Annotated in this window: 18 protein-coding genes and 1 tRNA gene; 11 read left to right on the plus strand and 8 right to left on the minus strand. The window is 70.2% G+C overall.

The features are described from left to right. The first annotated feature begins 14 nt into the window (after positions 1-14). From VAB18032_RS28880 to VAB18032_RS28895, 4 genes are all read left to right on the plus strand, one after another. Positions 15-923: a bifunctional DNA primase/polymerase gene (locus VAB18032_RS28880; RefSeq protein WP_013736479.1), complete on the plus strand. Its 909-nt coding sequence runs from the start codon at positions 15-17 to the stop codon at positions 921-923. Beyond that, positions 920-2,518, plus strand: coding sequence for a YfjI family protein (locus VAB18032_RS28885; RefSeq protein ID WP_013736480.1), 1,599 nt, complete (start codon positions 920-922; stop codon positions 2,516-2,518). Before VAB18032_RS28880 ends, VAB18032_RS28885 begins: the two co-directional genes overlap by 4 nt. Positions 2,519-3,038: 520 nt before the next feature. Continuing rightward, on the plus strand, positions 3,039-3,239 hold the full coding sequence (locus tag VAB18032_RS28890) for a helix-turn-helix transcriptional regulator (protein WP_013736481.1): 201 nt from the start codon (positions 3,039-3,041) through the stop codon (positions 3,237-3,239). Then, positions 3,236-4,639: a tyrosine-type recombinase/integrase gene (locus tag VAB18032_RS28895; protein WP_013736482.1), complete on the plus strand. Its 1,404-nt coding sequence runs from the start codon at positions 3,236-3,238 to the stop codon at positions 4,637-4,639. Before VAB18032_RS28890 ends, VAB18032_RS28895 begins: the two co-directional genes overlap by 4 nt. A gap of 124 nt (positions 4,640-4,763) precedes the next feature. Here the strand turns inward: VAB18032_RS28895 and VAB18032_RS28900 are convergent. Next, positions 4,764-4,850 (minus strand) — tRNA-Ser (locus VAB18032_RS28900). A gap of 157 nt (positions 4,851-5,007) precedes the next feature. On the opposite strand from VAB18032_RS28900, the gene VAB18032_RS28905 reads away from it, so the two are divergent. Continuing rightward, entirely contained in the window at positions 5,008-5,985 is a 978-nt protein-coding gene (locus VAB18032_RS28905) for an NAD(P)H-quinone oxidoreductase (RefSeq protein ID WP_013736483.1), read from the plus strand. 32 nt (positions 5,986-6,017) lie between these two features. Here the strand turns inward: VAB18032_RS28905 and soxR are convergent, their stop codons facing one another. Beyond that, positions 6,018-6,455 carry a redox-sensitive transcriptional activator SoxR gene (gene soxR, locus VAB18032_RS28910; RefSeq protein ID WP_013736484.1) on the minus strand — a complete coding sequence of 146 codons (438 nt, stop codon included), beginning with the start codon at positions 6,453-6,455 and terminating at the stop codon, positions 6,018-6,020. 47 nt (positions 6,456-6,502) lie between these two features. Here soxR and VAB18032_RS28915 point away from each other — a divergent pair, with 47 nt between their 5' ends. Both VAB18032_RS28915 and VAB18032_RS28920 read left to right on the plus strand, forming a co-directional pair. Beyond that, positions 6,503-7,237, plus strand: coding sequence for a thiamine pyrophosphate-dependent enzyme (locus VAB18032_RS28915; protein ID WP_013736485.1), 735 nt, complete (start codon positions 6,503-6,505; stop codon positions 7,235-7,237). Positions 7,238-7,269: 32 nt separating this feature from the next. Next, complete coding sequence (locus VAB18032_RS28920; protein ID WP_013736486.1) at positions 7,270-8,166, plus strand: transketolase family protein; 897 nt, start codon at positions 7,270-7,272, stop codon at positions 8,164-8,166. Here VAB18032_RS28920 and VAB18032_RS28925 read toward each other — a convergent pair. Continuing rightward, complete coding sequence (locus VAB18032_RS28925) at positions 8,163-8,861, minus strand: glycosyltransferase family 2 protein (protein WP_013736487.1); 699 nt, start codon at positions 8,859-8,861, stop codon at positions 8,163-8,165. The two genes, VAB18032_RS28920 and VAB18032_RS28925, sit on opposite strands and share 4 nt — an antisense overlap. Before the next feature lie 124 nt (positions 8,862-8,985). On the opposite strand from VAB18032_RS28925, the gene VAB18032_RS28930 reads away from it, so the two are divergent. Further along, positions 8,986-11,214 (plus strand): glycosyltransferase family 39 protein, encoded by a 2,229-nt coding sequence (locus tag VAB18032_RS28930; RefSeq protein WP_013736488.1) that lies wholly within the window; start codon positions 8,986-8,988, stop codon positions 11,212-11,214. Between the two features lie 130 nt (positions 11,215-11,344). After that, positions 11,345-12,946: a ricin-type beta-trefoil lectin domain protein gene (locus VAB18032_RS28935; RefSeq protein WP_013736489.1), complete on the plus strand. Its 1,602-nt coding sequence runs from the start codon at positions 11,345-11,347 to the stop codon at positions 12,944-12,946. Positions 12,947-13,019: 73 nt separating this feature from the next. Here VAB18032_RS28935 and VAB18032_RS28940 read toward each other — a convergent pair whose 3' ends face one another. Together VAB18032_RS28940 and VAB18032_RS28945 are read right to left on the minus strand one after the other, a co-directional pair. After that, positions 13,020-13,529, minus strand: a complete 510-nt coding sequence (locus tag VAB18032_RS28940; protein WP_013736490.1) for a hypothetical protein — start codon at positions 13,527-13,529, stop codon at positions 13,020-13,022. Positions 13,530-13,622: 93 nt separating this feature from the next. Further along, positions 13,623-14,795, minus strand: a complete 1,173-nt coding sequence (locus VAB18032_RS28945) for a thiolase family protein (protein ID WP_013736491.1) — start codon at positions 14,793-14,795, stop codon at positions 13,623-13,625. A 127-nt stretch (positions 14,796-14,922) separates the two neighbouring features. On the opposite strand from VAB18032_RS28945, the gene VAB18032_RS28950 reads away from it, so the two are divergent. Next, on the plus strand, positions 14,923-15,393 hold the full coding sequence (locus VAB18032_RS28950; protein ID WP_013736492.1) for a PH domain-containing protein: 471 nt from the start codon (positions 14,923-14,925) through the stop codon (positions 15,391-15,393). Here VAB18032_RS28950 and VAB18032_RS28955 read toward each other — a convergent pair. After that, positions 15,349-16,260 carry a rhomboid family intramembrane serine protease gene (locus VAB18032_RS28955; RefSeq protein ID WP_043722339.1) on the minus strand — a complete coding sequence of 304 codons (912 nt, stop codon included), beginning with the start codon at positions 16,258-16,260 and terminating at the stop codon, positions 15,349-15,351. The genes VAB18032_RS28950 and VAB18032_RS28955 overlap by 45 nt on opposite strands. Before the next feature lie 146 nt (positions 16,261-16,406). Continuing rightward, complete coding sequence (locus VAB18032_RS28960) at positions 16,407-16,937, minus strand: peptidylprolyl isomerase (protein WP_013736494.1); 531 nt, start codon at positions 16,935-16,937, stop codon at positions 16,407-16,409. A 59-nt stretch (positions 16,938-16,996) separates the two neighbouring features. Here VAB18032_RS28960 and VAB18032_RS28965 point away from each other — a divergent pair, with 59 nt between their 5' ends. Next, positions 16,997-17,803, plus strand: a complete 807-nt coding sequence (locus tag VAB18032_RS28965) for a hypothetical protein (RefSeq protein ID WP_043726069.1) — start codon at positions 16,997-16,999, stop codon at positions 17,801-17,803. A gap of 116 nt (positions 17,804-17,919) precedes the next feature. On the opposite strand, the gene corA is transcribed toward VAB18032_RS28965, so the two are convergent. Continuing rightward, on the minus strand, positions 17,920-18,978 hold the full coding sequence (gene corA / locus VAB18032_RS28970; protein WP_043726074.1) for a magnesium/cobalt transporter CorA: 1,059 nt from the start codon (positions 18,976-18,978) through the stop codon (positions 17,920-17,922). Between the last annotated feature and the right edge of the window lie 36 nt (positions 18,979-19,014).

Consider the following 19,014-nt stretch of genomic DNA (forward strand, 5'->3'; position numbering starts at 1 on the left):
TCAGGAGACATCCCATGTCCGACCTGCTCGCTACCGCACTCGGTCACGCCGAGCGTGGCTGGCACATCTTCCCGCTGCGACCCGGTGACAAGCGCCCCGCGTTCCCTGACCACCCCGCCGACCGGTGCGCCGGCCGTGACCGGCGCTGCCGGGCCGCTGGCCAGCACGTCGGGTGGGAGGACCGGGCCACCACCGACCCGGACCGCATCCGCCGCGCCTGGTCGACCCGCCCCTACGGCATCGGCATCGCGTGCGGGCCGTCCGGCCTGGTCGTGGTCGACCTCGACACCCCGAAGCACCCGGCCGAGGCGGACGGGCGGGACGGCCTGGCCGTGCTTGCCGACCTGGCCGACACCCACGGGGCGACCATCGACCCGACCTACACCGTCACGACTGGCCGAGGCGGCACCCACCTCTACTACCAACACCCCAACACCGGGCCGGCGCTGCGGAACACCGCCGGGACGGTTGGGCCGATGGTCGACACCCGCGCCGCCGGTGGCTACGTCGTGGCCGCCGGTTCCATCGTCGCTGGCCGTCCGTACGTGGTGGCCCTTGACTGTGACCCGGACCCGTTGCCCGCGTGGCTGGCCGGGATGCTTGCCCCGGCACCGTTGCCGCCGCAGCGGCCGGTGGTGGTCGACCTGCCCACCGACCGGGCCGGCGCGTACGTGCGGGCCGCCGTCGGGCGGGAGGTCGACCGGGTGACCGCCGCCGCGCCGGGGGAGCGCAACCGCACTCTCTACGTGGCCGCCGTCGCGCTCGGCCAGTTGGTGGCCGGTGGCGCGCTCGCCGCCGATGACGCTCAGAGCGTGCTGGAACAGGCGGGGGTGACGGCCGGGTTGCGCACCGCCGAGGCGTACCGCACCGTCCGATCCGGCCTCACCGCTGGTGCCCGTCGGCCCCGGGCGGTGGCCGCATGAGTGCCGCCCGTTTGCACCTGGTCACCGACCACCCGCACGCCACCGGCGAACCGTCTGCGGGCGGGCCGCTGTGGGATGTTCCAGTGCCCTTGACCGGCCCCACCACGACGCCGCCGCCGTTTCCGGTCGACGTGTTCCCGCGATGGCTCGCCGACATGGTGACCGGCGTAGCCCGGTTCACCGCCACCGACCCGGCGATGGCCGGAACCCTCGCCGTGGCCGTGCTGTCCGCGTGCGCGGGTGGCCGGTTGGAAGTCGAACCGGTGGCCGGGTGGCGGGAGCCAGTGAACATCTTCGCCGCCGTCATCGCCGGCCCCGGCGAACGCAAGTCACCGGTTCACCGGGCCATGACCGCGCCCCTGTTCGCCGCACAGTCCACCCTCGCCGAGGCGATACGGCCGAGGATCGCCGAGGCCGCCGCGCTACGCGACATCGCCGACCGGCAAGCCGAACAGGCCAAGACGGCTGCGGCGAAGGCCAGCGACCCGCACAAGCGCGACGAAGCAGCAGCCGAGGCGGTGGCCGCCGCCATCGCCGCCGAGGCCATCACCGTCCCGACCCTGCCGAAACTCATCGTGGACGACGCCACCCCCGAGGCGTTGATCGGGTTGATGGCCGCCAACGGCGGACGCATGGCGATCATCAGCGATGAAGGCGGGATCTTCGACACCCTCGCCGGTCGGTACTCCGGTGCGCCGAACCTTGACCCGTACCTGAAGGGCCACGCCGGGCAGCCGATGAGCAACGAACGGCAGACCCGCGAAGGCGCATCGGTCGACAAGCCCGCGTTGACCGTGTGCGTGATGGCGCAACCGACCGTGCTGCGCAAGTTCGGCGGGAACGCCGACCTGGCCGGGCGTGGCCTGCCGGCCCGGTTCCTGTTCGCCCTACCCCGTTCGCTGGCCGGGTATCGGCCGGTGGACACCCCGCCCGTGCCGGAACAGGTGACCGCCGGATACCGGCACCGGGTGCATGACCTGGCCGCGACGTTCGCCGAATGGCCCGACCCGGACGTGGTCACCCTCACCGACGACGCCGGCCGCGTCCGCCGGGCCGCCGCCGAGCAGGTCGAAGCCGAGCTACGGCCCGGCGGAAGCCTGTACGACATGCGGGAATGGGGCAACAAGCTCTCCGGCGCAACGCTGCGCCTCGCCGGGCTGTTGCACGTCGCCCACCACCCGAACGATGCGTGGCTACGGCCGATCGACGCCGACCGGATGGCCGACGCCGTGCGGCTGGCCGAGTTCTTCGCCGCGCACTACCGAGCAGCCCTCACCACCATCGGCACCGACAGCGCGGTGGAGAACGCCCGGTACGTGCTCGGCGTCCTCACCGGCAAGCACATGGCCACCTTCACCCGACGGGAGCTACACCGCCGGGTATCCCGCCGACTCCCGAAGTCCGATGACGTGTCGGCGGTGCTCGCCGAGTTGGTCGCGCTCGGATGGGTCCGCACCGGGCCGGACGGCCGGTACGAGCTGCACCCCCGCGCCGTCGGAGACGACGGCGGAAGCGCTGACACGCTGACACCAGCCCCCGACGACAACGTTTCCGCAGCTCAGGACACACGCGAGGGTGTCAACGGGCCGCGTTGACAGCCGCTGACAGGCGTTGACAATCCGTTGCCGGCCCGCCCGGTGTCAACGGTGTCAACGCCTGTCAACGGCCCCCGTTGACACCTACACACCCGCCACCACCTGCGGAAACAGTCGCGTGTCGGCGGATTGTCAACGTGTCAACGCTTTCCGGCCCACCACCGGATCACACCGGCCCCACCAGTGGCCGAAAACGGCCCGCTGAGAGCGCCTCAGAGCGACATGCCCTACGCCCAACACCGGGACGGCCGGGATCTTGCGTCCAGGGCGCTCTCAGTGGGCCGTTCTACGCCGTTCTGCGGCGATACCTCCCTGTACCTCCATAAGTGACCGCCACCGACCGGAAGGCTCTCAGCGTGCAAATCAGGCTGCGTGGCACACCCGCTGAAACAGTCGCGGCGCTCGACGCCATCACCCAAGTGCTGCACATCCGCTCCGTGTCCCGGCCCTACCCAGACCGCCGATCCCCGATGTTCCAGCGCCTCTACATCGATGCCACCCCGAGGGAGGACACCCGCCGATGACCGCCCGCCGCACCCCCACCGGCAACCTGCTCACCCTCGCCGAAGTCCTGGACGAACTCCGCGTACCCCGGTCGACCTTCTTCCGCTGGAAGGCCACCGGCCGCGCACCCCGAACCATCAAGTACCCGAACGGCAGCCTCTACGTCCGCCGCCGCGACCTGGACACCTGGCTCAACGATCACGAGGAGGCCGCTTGAGCAGCTACGACGTACGCATTCACGCGATCCTGACCAACGAACTATCGGGCCGGAAAAAGTCGTACACGGTCCGATGGAAGGTCGCCGGCAAGCCGTTCCGGAACACGTACGCCACTCGGGCGCTCGCCGAAAGCTTCCGGTCGAAGCTGGTGGTTGCTCAGCGCGAGGGAACGGCTTTCGATGAGAAATCCGGGCTACCGGAACCGATGGCGCGCGAACTGAACAGCCGGAATTGGTACGACCTCGCCGTTGCGTTCGTAGACATGAAGTGGCCGCGTGCCGCAGCAACCCAGCGCAAGAGCATCGCCGACGCGCTCACCACGGTCACACTCGCCCTGCTGGCCACGTCACGCGGCGCACCGGATGACGCCGAGATTCGGCACGCCCTCTACACCTGGACCTTCAACAAGTTGCAGCGCGACCGCGACAACGGCCAACCGCCGGAGAATCTTGCGCCGGCCGTCCGGTGGCTCACCGCGAACACGCTGCCGCTGTCGGACGTGGCGAACCCGGCCACCATCCGAAAGGCGCTCGACGCGCTCACGGTTCGGATCGATGGCGGACCGGCCGCAGCAAACACGGTTGCAAGGAAACGGGCCGTCTTCTACAGCGCCTTGAAGTACGCCGTTGAACTTCGCTATCTCGACGCCCATCCGATGGACTCCATCCAGTGGCGAGCACCGAAGAACACGGATCAGGTCGACCGAAAGGTGGTGGTGAATCCCGAACAGGCCCGTTCCCTACTGTCAGCAGTGCGGCAACGCGATCCGCACTTGGAAGGCTTCTTCGCATGCATGTACTTCGCCGCGCTCCGGCCTTCCGAGGTAATCCATCTACGCGCCGACGAATGCGAGCTACCCGAAAGCGGGTGGGGCTGGCTTCACCTCAGCGGCTCAACGCAACAGGTCGGCGAGGATTGGAGCGATAGCGGCCGGTCGCTGGAAGATCGGGAGTTGAAGCACCGGGCAAAGAAGGCGACCCGCGACGTTCCGGCCTGCCCGGAGCTGGTCCGCATCCTGCGGCATCACGCACGGGAGCACTGCCGGGACGCCAACGGCCGGATGTTCAACGCCGCTGGTGCGCGACCGGCCCCGGTGTCCAAGAGCACCTATCTGCGCGCCTGGCGACAGGCACGCGAGGCAGCGCTGACACCGGCTCAGCAGCGCTCACCACTGGCGCACCGGCCGTACGACCTGCGGCACGCTGCCGTGTCGCTCTGGCTCAACGCCGGAGTACCGGCTACCCAGGTGGCCCAGTGGGCCGGTCACAGTGTGCATGTGCTGTTGAAGGTCTACGCCTCGTGCATCGACGGCCAGGATGAGGCCGCGCGGAAGCGGATCGAGGGAGCGCTAGGCACCGACGACCAGGCCGAGAATGCGCCGGGTGACGCCGACACGTAAACGACACGACCAGTGAGACACGGCGGCATCGGGCGAGACAAAGTGAGACTGATTCACCATCTATAAATGCGCCCCCTGATCAGCGTTCGCGCTGGTCAGGGGGCGTTTTTGCTGTCCAGGTGAGCGGAGGGTGTGGGATTCGAACCCACGAAGACATCGCTGCCTTACCGGTTTTCAAGACCAGCGCCATCGGCCACTAGGCGAACCCTCCCGGACCGCGCGCCGCGCGGCCGTGCTTAGTCTGCCACGCCCGGGCGAGCGCCGAACGGGGGGAGCTACCCGTTTCGTCATGATCACTCACCCTCTGTGCGGGCAGCAGGTGGGGACCTTGAGGTGGGGTGCGGGTCGGATCGGGTAAGACTGGGGACATGCGCGCGATCGTCGTTTCCGAGCCGGGTGGGCCGGAGGTGCTGAGCTGGAGCGAGGTGCCTGATCCGCAGCCGGGGCCGGGCGAGGTGCTGGTCGACGTACGGGCCACCGCCGTCAACCGGGCGGACCTGTTGCAGCGGCAGGGGCACTACCCACCCCCACCGGGCGCGTCGGAGTATCTCGGGTTGGAGTGCTCGGGCGTGATCAGTGCGCTCGGTGCCGGGGTGGACGGCTGGGCGGTGGGGCAGCAGGTCTGCGCGCTGCTGGCCGGTGGCGGGTACGCCGAGCGGGTGGCGGTGCCGGTGGGGCAGCTGCTGCCCGTACCGGATGGGGTTGATCTGGTGGATGCCGCAGCCTTGCCCGAGGTGGCGTCGACGGTCTGGTCCAACGTGGTCCAGGTGGCTCGGTTGGCGGCGGGCGAGACGTTGCTGGTGCACGGCGGTGGCAGCGGGATCGGCACGTTCGCCATCCAGTTGGGTGCGGCGTTGGGCGCGACGGTGGTGGCGACCGCCCGGGCGGCCAAGCACGATCGGCTGCGGGCGTTGGGTGCCGCGCACCTGATCGATTATCGGGAGCAGGACTTTGTCGAGGAGGTCCGCAGGGTCACCTCCGACGCGGGTGCCGACGTCATCCTCGACATCATGGGCGCGTCGTACCTGGGTCGTAACGTGGCTGCTCTGGCGTACGACGGACGGCTCGTGACGATCGGCATGCAGGGTGGGCGCAAGGGGGAGTTGGATCTCGGTGCGTTGCTGGCCAAGCGCGGCACCGTCGCCGCGACGGCGTTGCGGTCCCGCCCGCTGGAGCAGAAGAGTGCCATCGTCCGTGGGGTACGCGAACAGGTGTGGCCGCTGGTCGAGGCCTGTCGGATCCGGCCGGTGATCGACCGGCGGATGCCGATCAGCGAGGCGGCCGACGCGCACCGCCTGGTCGAGTCGAGCGACCATGTCGGCAAGGTGCTGCTGACGGTCGACTGAGCCGACCCGGACCGCAACAAAACAGTGCCGCCTCAGCGGGGCAGGGTCAGTCGCGCTCCGGGGCCTTCACCGGCCAACTCGTCGCCCGGGTTGTAGAGGGCGCAGCGGCTCAGGGACAGGCAGCCGCAGCCGATGCAGCTGTCGAGGTCGTCGCGGAGCCGGTTCAACAACCTGATCTTCTCGTCCAGGCGGTCGCGCCAGGCCATCGACAGCTGCGCCCAGTCGTCGGCGGTGGGCGTACGCGAGGCGGGCAGTGAGTCCAGTGCGGACCTGATCTCTTCCAGCGAGATGCCGACCTGCTGGGCGATCCGGATGAAGGCGACCCGGCGCAACTCGCCACGGTGGTACCGGCGCTGGTTGCCGCCGGTGCGCTCGGCCCGGATCAGCCCGAGCCGCTCGTAGTAGCGCAGCGCGGACTGGGCCACCCCACTGCGGGCGGCGAGTTGACCGATGGTGAGTGCTTCGTGCATCACTTTCGCCTTGAACTGAACCTCGCTTCAACTTGCAGGCTAGTCGCATGTCCTCACTAGCCACCATCACCACCCAGGTCGCCGAGGCGGCCGCCCCGCTGGACGGTCGAGACCCCGTCGCCCCGCTGCTGGAGCGGGTCCGCGCCGGCCGCGACTTCGGCCCGAACGTCTACTCGACCCGCGACGTGCTGTGGGTGCTCTACGACCGCGTCCTGCGGGTCACCCCGGCAACCGTCGACGAACCCGACCGGGATCGTTTCCTGCTCTCCAAGGGGCACGCGGTCGCCGGTTACTACGCGGTGCTGGCCGCGAAGGGCTTCATCCCACCCGACTGGCTCGACGACCAGGGCGGGCCGGACAGCCGGCTCGGCGACCACCCGGACCGGACGCTGGTGCCGGGGGTGGAGATCGGCTCCGGGTCGTTGGGGCACGGTCTCGGCCTGGCCGTCGGCAGCGCGCTCGGCCTGCGCGCCCAGGGCCTGCTCGACCCCCGGGTGTACGTGCTGCTCGGCGACGCCGAACTGGACGAGGGCTCCAACCACGAGGCGATCGCGTACGCCGGTGCCGTCGGCCTGGGGAACCTGACCGCGGTCGTGGTCGACAACTCCTCCGCCACGTACGGCTGGCCGGGCGGGGTGGCCACCCGCTTCACGGTCAACGGGTGGACCGCGGCCACCGTCGACGGGCACGACCAGGACGCCCTGCATGCGGCCCTGACCGGGCACCACGGCCACCGGCCGCACGTCGTCGTCGCAGTCGTCAACAACGGAGAGCAGGCATGAGCGAGATGACTACGGCAGTAGCGGAACTGAGCATGCGGGACTGCTTCGTCGACACCACCACCGCCCTGCTGGCCGAGAAGCCGCGTACGGCGTTGGTGCTCGCCGACATCTCCGCCTCCCTGTTCGCCTCGGCAGCCGAGCGGCACCCCGACCGGGTGCTCAACGTCGGCATCCGGGAGCAGTTGATGGTGGGGGTGGCCGGTGGGCTGGCGTTGACCGGGTTGCGCCCGATCGTGCACAGCTACGCGCCGTTCCTGGTGGAGCGGGCGTACGAGCAGATCAAGCTCGACCTCGACCACCAGGCGGCGAGCGCGGTGCTGGTCAGCGTCGGCGGCTCGTTCGACCGGGCGGAGTCCGGTCGCACCCACTTCAGCCCGGCGGACGTCGCGCTGTTCGACACCCTCGCCGACTGGACCGTGCACGTGCCGGGGCACCCGGGCGAGGTGTCCGGGCTGCTGCGTGCGACGGTGGCCGCCGACACCTCGGCGTACCTGCGGCTGTCGACCCTGCACAACGATCGCCCGTACGCCGATGCCGGTGATCTGGTGGTGGTGCGGGACGCGGGTCCCGGCGCGGCCCTGCTGGTCGCGGTCGGCCCGATGCTGGACGCGGCGCTGGCCGCCGTCGCGGACCTGCCCGTCACGGTGGCGTACACGCACCGGCCGCGTCCGTTCGACGTCGCCGGGCTGCGGGCGCTCGCCGGCACGGAGGTGATCCTGGTCGAGCCCTACCTGGCGGGGACTTCCGCCCGCGTGGTCTCGGCAGCGCTGGCGGATCGACCGCACCGGCTGCTCGCGCTCGGGGTCGGTCGGGAGGAGCTACGCCGCTACGGTTCGGCGGAGGATCATCTGCGCTGGCACGGGCTGGACCCGGCCGGGTTGCGCCGCTCGCTGACCGGCTTCCTCACCCCGGCCGCGATCGCGGGCTAGGCAGCGGTGGGACGGCGGCGAGTGCGCTCGCGTCCGAGGATCCAGAGCGCCTCGACCCCGTCCCGCCAGGTGATCTTCTTGCCTTCCTCGCGGCCCCGGGCCCGGTAGCTGATCGGCACCTCGTACGGCCGGATGCGGCGACGCAGCAGCTTGCCGGTCACCTCGGCCTCCATGCCGAAGCCTCGGGAGCGGATGTCCAGCGAGCGGTAGAGCGCGACCGGCATCAGCTTGAAGCAGGTCTCCAGGTCGCCGATGTAGGAGTTGAACAGCACATTGGCGGCCATGGTGACGCCTCGGTTGCCCATCACGTACCAGAAGCTGTAGGCGCTGTGGCTGCCGAAGGTCCGGTTGCCGTAGACCACGGTGGCCCGCCCGTCGAGCACCGGGGCGAGCAGTTTCGGAATGTCCTGCGGGTCGTACTCCAGGTCCGCGTCGAGGATGACCATGTATTCGCCCTCGGCGGCGGCGACCGCCGTACGGATCGCGGCGCCCTTGCCTGCGTTGCGTTGATGCGTGATCACGCGCAGTCGGGCGTCGTCGGCGCGACCGAGAACCTCTCCGGTGCCGTCGCGGCTGCCGTCATCGACCACCACGAGTTCGATCTCGCACGGATATTCCACGGCCAACGCCTGCTTGAGGGCGTCCCCGATGCGCTCTTCCTCGTTGTAGACCGGCATGAGGATCGACAGCTTCACGGGATTCTCCACGAGGGCGGCAGTGTGTCGGCCATAGCCTAGCCTGGCAGCTCAGCGATGTGGTGGCGACTGCCGATGGACATCCGCCATCGCACATTCAGGCTGATGGTGTTTACTTCCGGCCATGTCGGCCGTCGGCTTTCCGCTCGTCCTGGCACCCGTCGCCGCCGTCGTCGCGCTGACCGTGGCGTTACGGCCACGGGCCGTGGACAGTGTCGCGCCCCGACGCCTCGCGGTGATCCGGGCCGCCCTGGCCACCGGCGCGTTCGCGGTGGTGACCGTCGAGGTGCTGGGCGCGTCGGGGCTGCTGACGTTGCCCGCGTTCGCCGTGGCCTGGCTGCTCTTCGTGGCCGGGTGCGTGGCGGCGGCCGGGTGGCGGCAGCGCCGCGACCGGCGGAACCTGTCCACCGAGGTCGCGACGGCGTCCCTTGCGGATGCCGTGGACCGCACCGCCGCACCCACCCTGGTCGCGGCCGGGTCGGGCACGTCGGTGTCGTCCGGCGCCCGACTGGCCACCGAGGTCCGCCCTGCCGGGGCAGGCTTCGACCGGGCGCCGACACCGGGCGGGGACGGCCCGGCACGCTGGTGGGCACCGCTCACCGCTTTCTGGCGTACGGCGGGTCGGGGCGAGCGGCTGCTCGCCGGCACGGTCGGCGGCCTCGTCCTGGTCGAGTTGCTGATCGCGCTGCTGGCCGCACCGAACAACTTCGACTCGCAGACCTACCACCTGCCGAAGGTGGAACGGTGGGTGGCGCAGGGTGACCTGACGTTCTGGGCCACGGCGATCCACCGGCAGGTGACCATTCCGCCGGGTGCCGAGTACCTGCTGCTGCATCTGCGCCTGTTCACCGGCTCGGACGTGCTGTTCAACCTGGTCCAGTGGGCCGCCGGGGTAGGTGCCCTGCTGGCGGTGGCCCGGCTGACCGCTCAACTGGGCGGCGGGCGGCGGGCCCAACTGCTTACCGCGTTCCTGCTGGCCACCACGCCGATGGTGGCGTTGCAGGCGACCAGCACCCAGACCGATCTGGTCTGTGCCGCCTGGGCGGTCTGCGCGGCCACCCTCGCCCTGGACGGGCTGCGGCGACGCGCCCACCTCGGCGACCTGCTCGCCCTGGGTGCGGCCACCGGTCTGGTCGCGGTGACGAAGACCAGTGGCCTGCTCGCGGTGGGGCCGCTGCTGGTGCTCTGGGGGCTGGGCCAGTTGCGCCTGGCGTACCTGGCCCGGCCGGCGGGTCGACGGCGGATCCCGGGCGGCGGCCTGGCCCGTACGGTCGGCGCGTCGGTGCTGATCCTGCTGGTCGCCGTCGTCGTGGTCGGTCCCTTCATGGGTCGGGTGTACGCCGAGTTCGGTCATCCCCTCGGCCCGGACCGGCTGCGCAACTCGGTGCCGATGGAGCGGCACGATCCACCGTCGGTGCTGGTCAACGCGCTGCGCATCGGGCACACCGCGTTCGACACCCCGCTGGCCCCGCTGCGTGACGTCACCGCCCGGGCGATCGTCGGGGTGGCCGACCTGCTCGGTGTCGATCCGCAGGACCGCGACATCACCTTCGGGCGGGAGAGCTTCCCGGAGCCGTCCTGGTATCCGGACGAGGATCGGGTGGCCTTCCCACTGGCCGGGGTGCTGGCGCTGCTCGCCGTCGTGGCGGCGCTCCGCCGCCCGGCTCGGATCAGCCCTGGTGCGGCCGGGGCGTCGCGGGCGTACGGCGTGGTGGTCGTCGTGGCGGTGCTGCTGCACACCACGATGATCAAATGGCAGCCCTGGGGGAACCGGCTGTTGCTCTATGCGCTGGCGGTGGCGGTGCCGCTGGCCGGGCTCTGGTTGGACGCGCTGCTGCGCCGCTCGGCCTCGGCGCGGCTCGCCGGCCCGTCGGGACGTACTGCGGGTGGGCGGGGGCCGATCGCCGCGACCGTCGTGGTGACGGTGTTGGCGACCTCCGCACTGGCCGGTGTGCTGGCGGTGTCGTACGGCTTTCCCCGCCGGCTGGTCGGCTCGGGCTCGGTCTTCACCACCGCCGAGTGGGAGCTGCGTTTCCTGCGGCGTCCCCAGTGGGCGGAGGAGTACCGGTGGGCGGCCGACGCGGTACGCGCCGCCGAGGCCCGCCGGATCGGCCTGTCGCAGCGCAACGACGACTGGGAGTACCCGTGGTGGTTGCTGCTGCGTGACGAGGACGGCCGGCCACCGGAGCTGCTCGCGCTCCAGTCGGTGGTGGACGGCCGTCCGGCGGCCGACCCGACGTCGGTGGACGCGATCGTCTGCGTCGGCAGCCAGCCCCTCTGCGCGGACCTGGTGCCCGACGGCTGGGAGTTCGAGTTCCGCAGTTACGTCGGTTACGCGCTGCCCGGCCGCTGATCTCCTGCCCCATTGGCCCGGTTGATCGCAGCACGCAAGTATCCCGAAGCGTATTCACATACATGCCTCCACGCGTTACCGTCCGGTAACTCGATCGACGTCCCACGATCGAACCGAAAGGAGCGCGTCGATGTCTGGTTTCCCTGCCAGGCGTGAACGGACGCCCCGACGGCGACTCGTCCAGGTCGCCGTCCTCGCCACCGCTCTCGTCCTGCCCATGTTGGCCGGGCCGGCCTCACCAGCCGCCGCGGCCGACCGTCCCGCCGTCCAGCCACTCCCCGCCCACCTCGAAACGATCCGCGCCGCCGAAGCCACCCAGCTGTACGGCACTCCCGGCATCCGGCCACTCGCCCAGCGCCGCACCGCGCTGATCACCATGGGCGACAGTCAGATCTCCGGCGAGGGGGTGGGCAACTACGTGCCCGGCACCCACCAGCCGGGCAACTGGTGCGACCGCTCGTACGACCAGGCGGTGTTCCGTACCGGCATCGCCGCCGACGAGCGTTACAACATCGCCTGCTCGGGCGCCACCCCGTGGAACCTGATCGCGGGCGGACCGACCCAGCACAACGAGCTGAACCAGGGCGACCACCTCGCCATCAAGGCGCGCAACACCAACATCAAGCTGATCTGGGTGGTGGTCGGCGCCAACGGTGACGGCACGATCCAGTTCGGTCCGGTCGCCACCGACTGCGCGGTGCGCCGCGTCCTCTTCCAGGGCCCCTGCTGGCCCACCTACACCGACCAGTGGACGGTACGCACCGACGGCAGCCGGCGCGCCGTCGAGGACGCGCTGACCGACATCCGCCGGACCATGACCGGTGCCGGTTACCTCAACACCGACTACGAGTTGGTGCTGATGTCGTACTCCAGCCCGGCCAGCCCCGACGTGGAGGACAACCCCAACTTCCCCGGTTGGTACGCCGGCGGCTGCCTGCTCTACCTGGCCGACGCCGCCTTCGCCCGGAACAAGGCGGTACCGCTGTTCGAGTCGGCGCTCCGGGCGGCGGCGGCCAACACGGGCACCCGCTACCTCGACGGCAGCCGACTCTTCCACGGCCATGAGGTGTGCACCGACAACACGTCAGTGCGTGGCCTCTACATCGAACTCGGCGTCTGGGACGAGAACGCGGCCCGCCAGTCGTTCCACCCGAACTACCGGGGTCACGGCATGTTCGCCCAGTGCATCACCCAGTTCTACGCCTCCGGCCAGCAGCAGGGCACCTGCGTCGACCCGGCGAGCACCGGCAACGGCGTGCTCTACCCGGGCCTGATGCAGTTCAAGCAGCTGCGCAACGCCGCCACCGGCACCTGCGTGGACGGCAAGGGGTACGACTCACGCAACAACACCGCGCAGCAGTCGTACCGCTGCCACGGGGGCCGCAACCAGGGCTTCTGGTACGACCCGACGCGGCAGTCGCTGCACTCCGAGCTGTCCCACGACCGCTGCCTGGACGTCTCCGGCGGATCGTTGACCTCCGGCACGACTGTCAACATCTACGACTGCCACGGTGGTAACAACCAGAAGTTCGTCTTCTCCGGCAACCAGATCCGCGCCGCCGGCAACACCAACCTCTGCCTGGCCTTCGACAACCCGCTGCTGGGCACTCCCCGGCTGCGGCTGGCGAACTGCTCCAGCAGCTCCCGGCAGCAGTGGTCGTTCGAGTCACGGTCGTTCGCGCAGCCCGTCGGGTACGGGTACGACGACTTCATCGGGTCTCGCGTCTACTGACGCCGGCCCCTGATCATCGGCGGGGCGGTGGGTTCACCTGCCGCCTCGCCGGTCGTTTTCGCCGAGGCGACGGTCAGTGCGCCGCGGCCGGGTGCAGCGTGGTCGGACGGACGGCGGAGGCTTCCGCAACGGTCGCCAGAACCCGGGGCCGGGTGGCGCGTACCCGAGTGCGGAAGGCGTGGTTGAAGAGCGCGTCGAGCTGCCACACCTGCTTCGGGTGCTGGGTGCGGACGAGGAAGCGCTCACGGATGCCGTCGATGGCGGTGGCCGCCAGTTCGACCGAGTGCAGTCGGGGGTCGGGGCTCCAGGTCACGTGGCTCAGCTCGCGCAACTCGGTGTTGAGGTGCAGCCGCAGCCGGTGCAGCACCCGGGTCTGCCGGGTGATCACGAGACGTCGATGGGTGAGCAGGAGAAGGTATTCGCCGGACATCGGCCGGTCGGGCCGGCTGCACCGGGTGACCAGAACTGTGGCGTCGCTGGCGCCGACGCAGCGACGGAACACCGGCATGTGTCGGGTCGCGGTCTGCACCGCCAGCCCGGCCTCGGCGGCGGCGGGAAGGAACGTTCGGGAGAAGACGTCCATGCCCTACCCAACGACCTTGCTCAACCGGTGACGTGGCTCACGCAACTGCTTTTTGCAAATTCCACGTTACGAAGATCGGCTCGGCGGCGCAGGTCAGAGCAGCTCGACGATCGTCGCATTCGCCATTCCGCCACCCTCGCACATCGTCTGCAGGCCGTAGCGGATGCCGTTGTCGCGCATGTGGGCGAGCATCGTCGTCATGATCCGGGCACCGGATCCGCCGAGCGGGTGCCCGAGGGCGATCGCCCCGCCGCGCGGGTTGAGCCGCTCCGGGTCCGCCTCGGTCTCCGCCAGCCAGGCCAGCGGCACCGGGGCGAACGCCTCGTTGACCTCGTACACCCCGATCTCCTCGATGCCCAGCCCCGCGCGGCGCAGCGCCTTCGCGGTGGCCGGAATCGGCGCGGTGAGCATGGCGACCGGGTCGTCGGCGGCGACCACGGCGGTGTGGATGCGGGCCAGCGGCCGCAGTCCGTGCCGGCTGGCCCACTCGCTGGTGGTGACGGCCAGCGCGGCCGCGCCGTCGGAGATCTGCGAGGCCGAACCGGCGGTGACCACTCCGTCCGGGCGGAACGGGGTGGGCAACTCGGCCAGCTTCTCCAGTGAGGTGTCCCGGCGTACGCCCTCGTCCGCGGCGAACTTGCCGCCGTCCGGGAGGACAACCGGTGCGATCTCGCCCTCGAACGCTCCCGCGTCCTGGGCGGCGGCGGCCTTCTCGTGACTGGCCAGGGCGAACTCGTCGAGCTGGGTACGGGACAACCGCCAGCGCTGCGCGATCAACTCCGCGCCGACGCCCTGGTTGAACGGCAGCGGCGAATCCTCGGCGACGCCCTCGACGCCCCGGTAGCGGGCCAGGATCAGGTCGCTGAACGGCTGGCCACCGGCCACGCTGGAACCCATCGGCACCCGGGTCATCGACTCCACCCCGCCGGCGACCACCAGGTCGGCCTGGCCGGAGAGCACGGTGGCGGCGGCGAAGTGCAGCGCCTGCTGACTGGAGCCGCACTGCCGGTCCAGCGTGGTGCCGGGCACCGACTCGGGCCAGCCGGCGGCGAGCACCGCGTTGCGTGCCACGTTCCAGGACTGCTCGCCGACCTGGGAGACGCACCCCCACACCACGTCGTCTACCTGCGCCGGGTCGAATCCGGTCCGTTCGGCGAGGGCGCGCAGCACGTGCGCCGACAGATCCACCGGGTGCACTGCGGCAAGGCTGCCCTTGCGCCGTCCGACCGGGGTACGCACCGCACCGACGACAACCGCGTCACTCATCTGTACTCCCCGGTAACTTGGGCTGCCTCGATCCTACGCCCATCTGCCGGTCGTCCGCCCGCGCTGGCATGCTGGTCTCGTGCCTTCCGAAACGGATGCTGGTCGGGTGCCTTCCGGGACGACTCCGATGCAGTGGCGGATACCTGCGGCCCTGCCGGTGCTCAAACTGGTCGGCGCGGCCGGCCTCCTCGCCCTGGGATTCCTGCTGGCCGAGGGTGATCTGCTCCGGCCGGTGGCCGGCGCGTTGGGTGCCGCGCTGCTGGCCGGATGGGGCGTACGAGACGTGATCGCACCGGTCCGGCTGGCGGTCGACCCGAGCGGGATCACCGTGCCGAAGGGATGGACCGGCCGGCAGCACCTGCCCTGGTCGGCGGTGGAGAGCATCCGGGTGCAGCGCCGACCCGGGCGCGGCTTCGCCGGCCCGGCGCTGGAGATCGACACCAGCGAGACGCTGCACCTGTTCAGCCGGCTCGACCTCGGCACCGATCCGGAGGAGGTCGCCGACGCCCTGGCCGCCGTCCGTCCGGAGCCGGCACGACCGTCCCGGCCGCCCTCAGGCGAGCAGAGCGACGGTACGGATCAGAGCCGCGCCGAGTAGCAGCACCATGATCACCGTGCCGCCCACCGCCTGCACCAGCGTCCGGTGTGACCTCGGGGCGTAGGCCAGCACCAGGGCCATGAGCCCGCCGAACACCAGGCCGCCGAGGTGCCCGGCGATCGAGATCTGCGGCACGGTGAACGTGAAGATCAGGTTGATCACCAGGATCGGCAGGATCGCCGAGGTGTCCCGACCGAGCCGCCTCATGATCACGAATATCGCCGCGAAGAGACCGAAGATGGCGGTGGACGCGCCGGCCGACATCTGGTTCGGCGGGCTGAACACGTACACCGCGACGTTGCCGCCGAAGCCGGCGATGAAATAGAGCGCGGCGAAGCGCAGCGGCCCGAGCACCGCCTCCAACGACTGGCCCAGCACCCAGAGGGCCCACATGTTGAGCAACAGGTGCAGGATGCCGTAGTGCAGGAACATCGCGGTGACCAGGCGGTACCACTGGCCCTCGGCGACCCCGCCGATGCTGCCGTCGAGGAACATCGCCCGACCCAGCACGGCACCCCACTCGGTCAGCGGGGTGCTGCCACCCATCAGACCGCCGAAGCCGGTGCCACCGGCCGCCGCGTCCCCGCCCCGGTCGGAGGCGATCGACACCAGCATGATCAGCACGTTGATCGCGATCAGCGCCTTGGTCACGTAGCCGTGCCGGCCGGCGGCACCGCCACCGAAGGCGGTACGCGCCGGCCGGACGCTACGACGTCCTTCCGACACACACTCCGGGCACTGGAAGCCGACGGATGCCTCGTTCATGCAGTCCGGACAGATCGACCGGTCGCACCGGGTGCATCTGACGTACGTCTCCCGCCCGGGGTGGCGGTAACAGGCCGGAGTGGTCGGCGCGGACTCACTCACCGCGAGCCCCAGGTGCCCGAGCGCTCAGTCATGCGAGCAAAGGTACCTTGATCCGCCGCAGCGACGGATGGGCCGCACCCCGGTCGGATCCTCCATGCCCGCCACACCCAGGCCCGGGCGGCGGACACGGCCGGACGACGTACGGGTCAGGCGCCCTGACGCTCGATCTCGACCCGCTCGATGACGACGTCCTGAAGCGGCCGGTCGCTCGGGCCGGTGGGGGTGTTGGCGATCGAGTCGACGACCTTCGCGGACTGCTCGTCGGCCACCTGACCGAAGATGGTGTGCCGGTTGTTCAGGTGCGGGGTCGGCGCGACCGTGATGAAGAACTGCGAGCCGTTGGTGCCGGGCCCGGCGTTCGCCATCGCCAGCAGGTACGGCCGGTCGAAGCGCAGCTCGGGGTGGAACTCGTCGGCGAAGTTGTAGCCCGGACCGCCGCGACCGGTGCCGGTCGGGTCACCCATCTGAATCATGAACCCGCTGATCACGCGGTGCGAGATGGTGCCGTCGTAGTACGGACCACTGCCCGGCTGGCCGGTCCGCGGGTCGGTGTACTCGCGCGTGCCCTCGGCCAGCTCGACGAAGTTGCGGACCGTCTTCGGCGCGTGGTTCGGGAAAAGCTCCAGCCGGATCGGACCGGCGTTGGTGTGCAAGGTGGCGTAGACAGCCTCAGCCACGGGTACTCCTCACTCGTTGGTCAGTTCCTTGCGGATCCTCCCATGTGCCCGATCTGGACATGCGGAGGCATCCGAAGGTGGAGGATGACAGAGGACAACTCCCAGGAGGTGGGAACGTGTTTGGATTCGCGCGGCGCAAGACCCAGGGGCAACTGGCCAGGGCCGAGCTGAACCGCGGCGTTGGTCACCTGCGTCAGGCTGCCACGCACGCGGCGAAGGGTGCCGGTGCCACTGTCGGTCCACGGGTCGAGGCGGCTCGCAGTGCCGTCATGCCAGCCACTGTCATGATCCGTGATCGCGCGTCGAGCGGTCTGGCGACGACGGCTGCGGCACTCGCGCCCCTGACCCTGGCGATGCGGCAGGCGCAGGCCGAGGCAGCCGGCAAGGCTGCTGCCGGAAAGAAGGTTGCCGCCACCAAGAAGGCGGCGGCCACCAGGAAGGTCAAGGCGAAGAACATGAAGGCGAAGAAGAAGTCCCGCCGCGGCACCATGATCGGCCTGCTCGCCGCCGGCACGGTGGCCGGTTTGGCCGGTGCGATGGCTCTGCGGCGCTACCGGGAACAGCAGGCGTGGGCCGAGTACGACCCGGGCACGACGCTTGAGCCGATGCGCGAGGAGGTGGAGACCATCGAGGTGCGTACGACCGGACCGGCCGGCGCGGGCAAGGCCTCGACCGGCGCGGGCAGTTCCGCGGTGGCCGCTGGCGACAGCGCCTCCACCACCAAGACCACCACCCCGCCCAAGCCCACCCCGACCGACAAGGTTCCCTCGGTCGCCGAGGGCGCCCGCACCACCAGCGGCCGCCCCGCCGACAACCTCACCAAGGCCGTCAACAACTCCCCCACCTCCTCCAACGGCCGCCCCTAACCCCACCTCCCACCCCGTCGATCTTGCACTTTGCGTCGGTGCATAGCGGACTTATGCCGCGAATCAGCGACCGAAACTGCAAGATCGGCGGGGAGGGGTGGGAGGGAGGGAGGGCGTTAGAGCCAGTCGTTGCGGCGGAACCAGCGGTAGAGGGTTAGGGAGATGGTGAGCATCAGGGCCAGGACCACGGGGTAGCCGTAGGCGACCTTCAGTTCGGGCATGAACTCGAAGTTCATGCCGTAGATGCCGGCGATGGCGGTCCAGACGGCGGCGATGGCCGCCCAGGCGGCGATCTTGCGCATGTCGTTGTTCTGGTCGACCGTCACCTGGGCCAGACGCGCCTGCAGGATCGAGTTCAGCAGGTCGTCGTACGAGTTGACCTGCTCGACCGTACGGCTCAGGTGGTCCTGCACGTCACGGAAGTAGCGGCGTACCTCCTTGGGCACCTCGCGGTTCATCTGCGTGGTCAACGCGAGCAGCGGACGCTGCAACGGCATCACCGCGCGCTTGAACTCCACCAGTTCCCGCTTCAGCTGGTAGATCCGCTGGATCCGGCCGGTGGCCTGACGGTCGAAGACCTCGATCTCCAACACGTCCATGTCGTCCTCGAGCTGGTCGGCGACCTCCAGGTAGAGGTCGACGACCCGGTCGGTGATCGCGTACGCGACCGCCCAGGGGCCGTGCAGCAGCAGGTCCTGGCGGCTCTCCAACTCCTCCCGCACCGGCGCGAGCCGGCTGGCGTCGCCGTGCCGGACACTGATCAGGAAGTGCGGACCGATGAAGAGCATCACCTGCCCGGTCTCCACGACCTCGGAGTTCTCGGTCAACTCGGTGTGCTCGCAGTAGCGTGCCGTACGCAACACCAGGAAGCTGACCTCGCCGAAACGCTCCAGCTTGGGCCGCTGCTGGGCCTTGACGGCGTCCTCGACAGCCAGCTCGTGCAACCCGTAGCTCTCGGCGATCTCGGTCATCTCGGCCAGCTCCGGCTCGTGCAGCCCGAGCCACACGAAGCCGCTCTCCTCGCGGCGCGCCGCCGCCAGCGCCTCCGCGAAGGTCCACTCGCCGGGCTGGCGCCTACCGTCGACGTAGACGGCGCAGTCCACCACCGCGCTGCGTGGCGACTCGGCCGGAACCGTCACCGTCCGTGTTCCGTCCGGGCTGAGTCGACGTGTCATGGCGCGTACCGGTGACCAGTCGCGGGGCCGCAGTGC

This window comes from Micromonospora maris AB-18-032 (assembly GCF_000204155.1).
Classification (GTDB): Bacteria; Actinomycetota; Actinomycetes; order Mycobacteriales; family Micromonosporaceae; genus Micromonospora; species Micromonospora gifhornensis.

Excerpts from the sequence above, each read along its gene's own strand:
- VAB18032_RS28950 (WP_013736492.1), top strand. The coding sequence starts at position 14,923 with ATGCAGTGGCGGATACCTGCGGCCCTGCCGGTGCTCAAACTGGTCGGC.
- VAB18032_RS28890 (WP_013736481.1), top strand. The coding sequence starts at position 3,039 with ATGACCGCCCGCCGCACCCCCACCGGCAACCTGCTCACCCTCGCCGAA.
- corA (WP_043726074.1), bottom strand. The coding sequence starts at position 18,978 with ATGACACGTCGACTCAGCCCGGACGGAACACGGACGGTGACGGTTCCG.
- soxR (WP_013736484.1), bottom strand. The coding sequence starts at position 6,455 with ATGCACGAAGCACTCACCATCGGTCAACTCGCCGCCCGCAGTGGGGTG.
- VAB18032_RS28930 (WP_013736488.1), top strand. The coding sequence starts at position 8,986 with ATGTCGGCCGTCGGCTTTCCGCTCGTCCTGGCACCCGTCGCCGCCGTC.
- VAB18032_RS28965 (WP_043726069.1), top strand. The coding sequence starts at position 16,997 with ATGCGGAGGCATCCGAAGGTGGAGGATGACAGAGGACAACTCCCAGGA.
- VAB18032_RS28935 (WP_013736489.1), top strand. The coding sequence starts at position 11,345 with ATGTCTGGTTTCCCTGCCAGGCGTGAACGGACGCCCCGACGGCGACTC.
- VAB18032_RS28940 (WP_013736490.1), bottom strand. The coding sequence starts at position 13,529 with ATGGACGTCTTCTCCCGAACGTTCCTTCCCGCCGCCGCCGAGGCCGGG.
- VAB18032_RS28945 (WP_013736491.1), bottom strand. The coding sequence starts at position 14,795 with ATGAGTGACGCGGTTGTCGTCGGTGCGGTGCGTACCCCGGTCGGACGG.
- VAB18032_RS28885 (WP_013736480.1), top strand. The coding sequence starts at position 920 with ATGAGTGCCGCCCGTTTGCACCTGGTCACCGACCACCCGCACGCCACC.
- VAB18032_RS28915 (WP_013736485.1), top strand. The coding sequence starts at position 6,503 with ATGTCCTCACTAGCCACCATCACCACCCAGGTCGCCGAGGCGGCCGCC.
- VAB18032_RS28905 (WP_013736483.1), top strand. The coding sequence starts at position 5,008 with ATGCGCGCGATCGTCGTTTCCGAGCCGGGTGGGCCGGAGGTGCTGAGC.
- VAB18032_RS28880 (WP_013736479.1), top strand. The coding sequence starts at position 15 with ATGTCCGACCTGCTCGCTACCGCACTCGGTCACGCCGAGCGTGGCTGG.
- VAB18032_RS28920 (WP_013736486.1), top strand. The coding sequence starts at position 7,270 with ATGCGGGACTGCTTCGTCGACACCACCACCGCCCTGCTGGCCGAGAAG.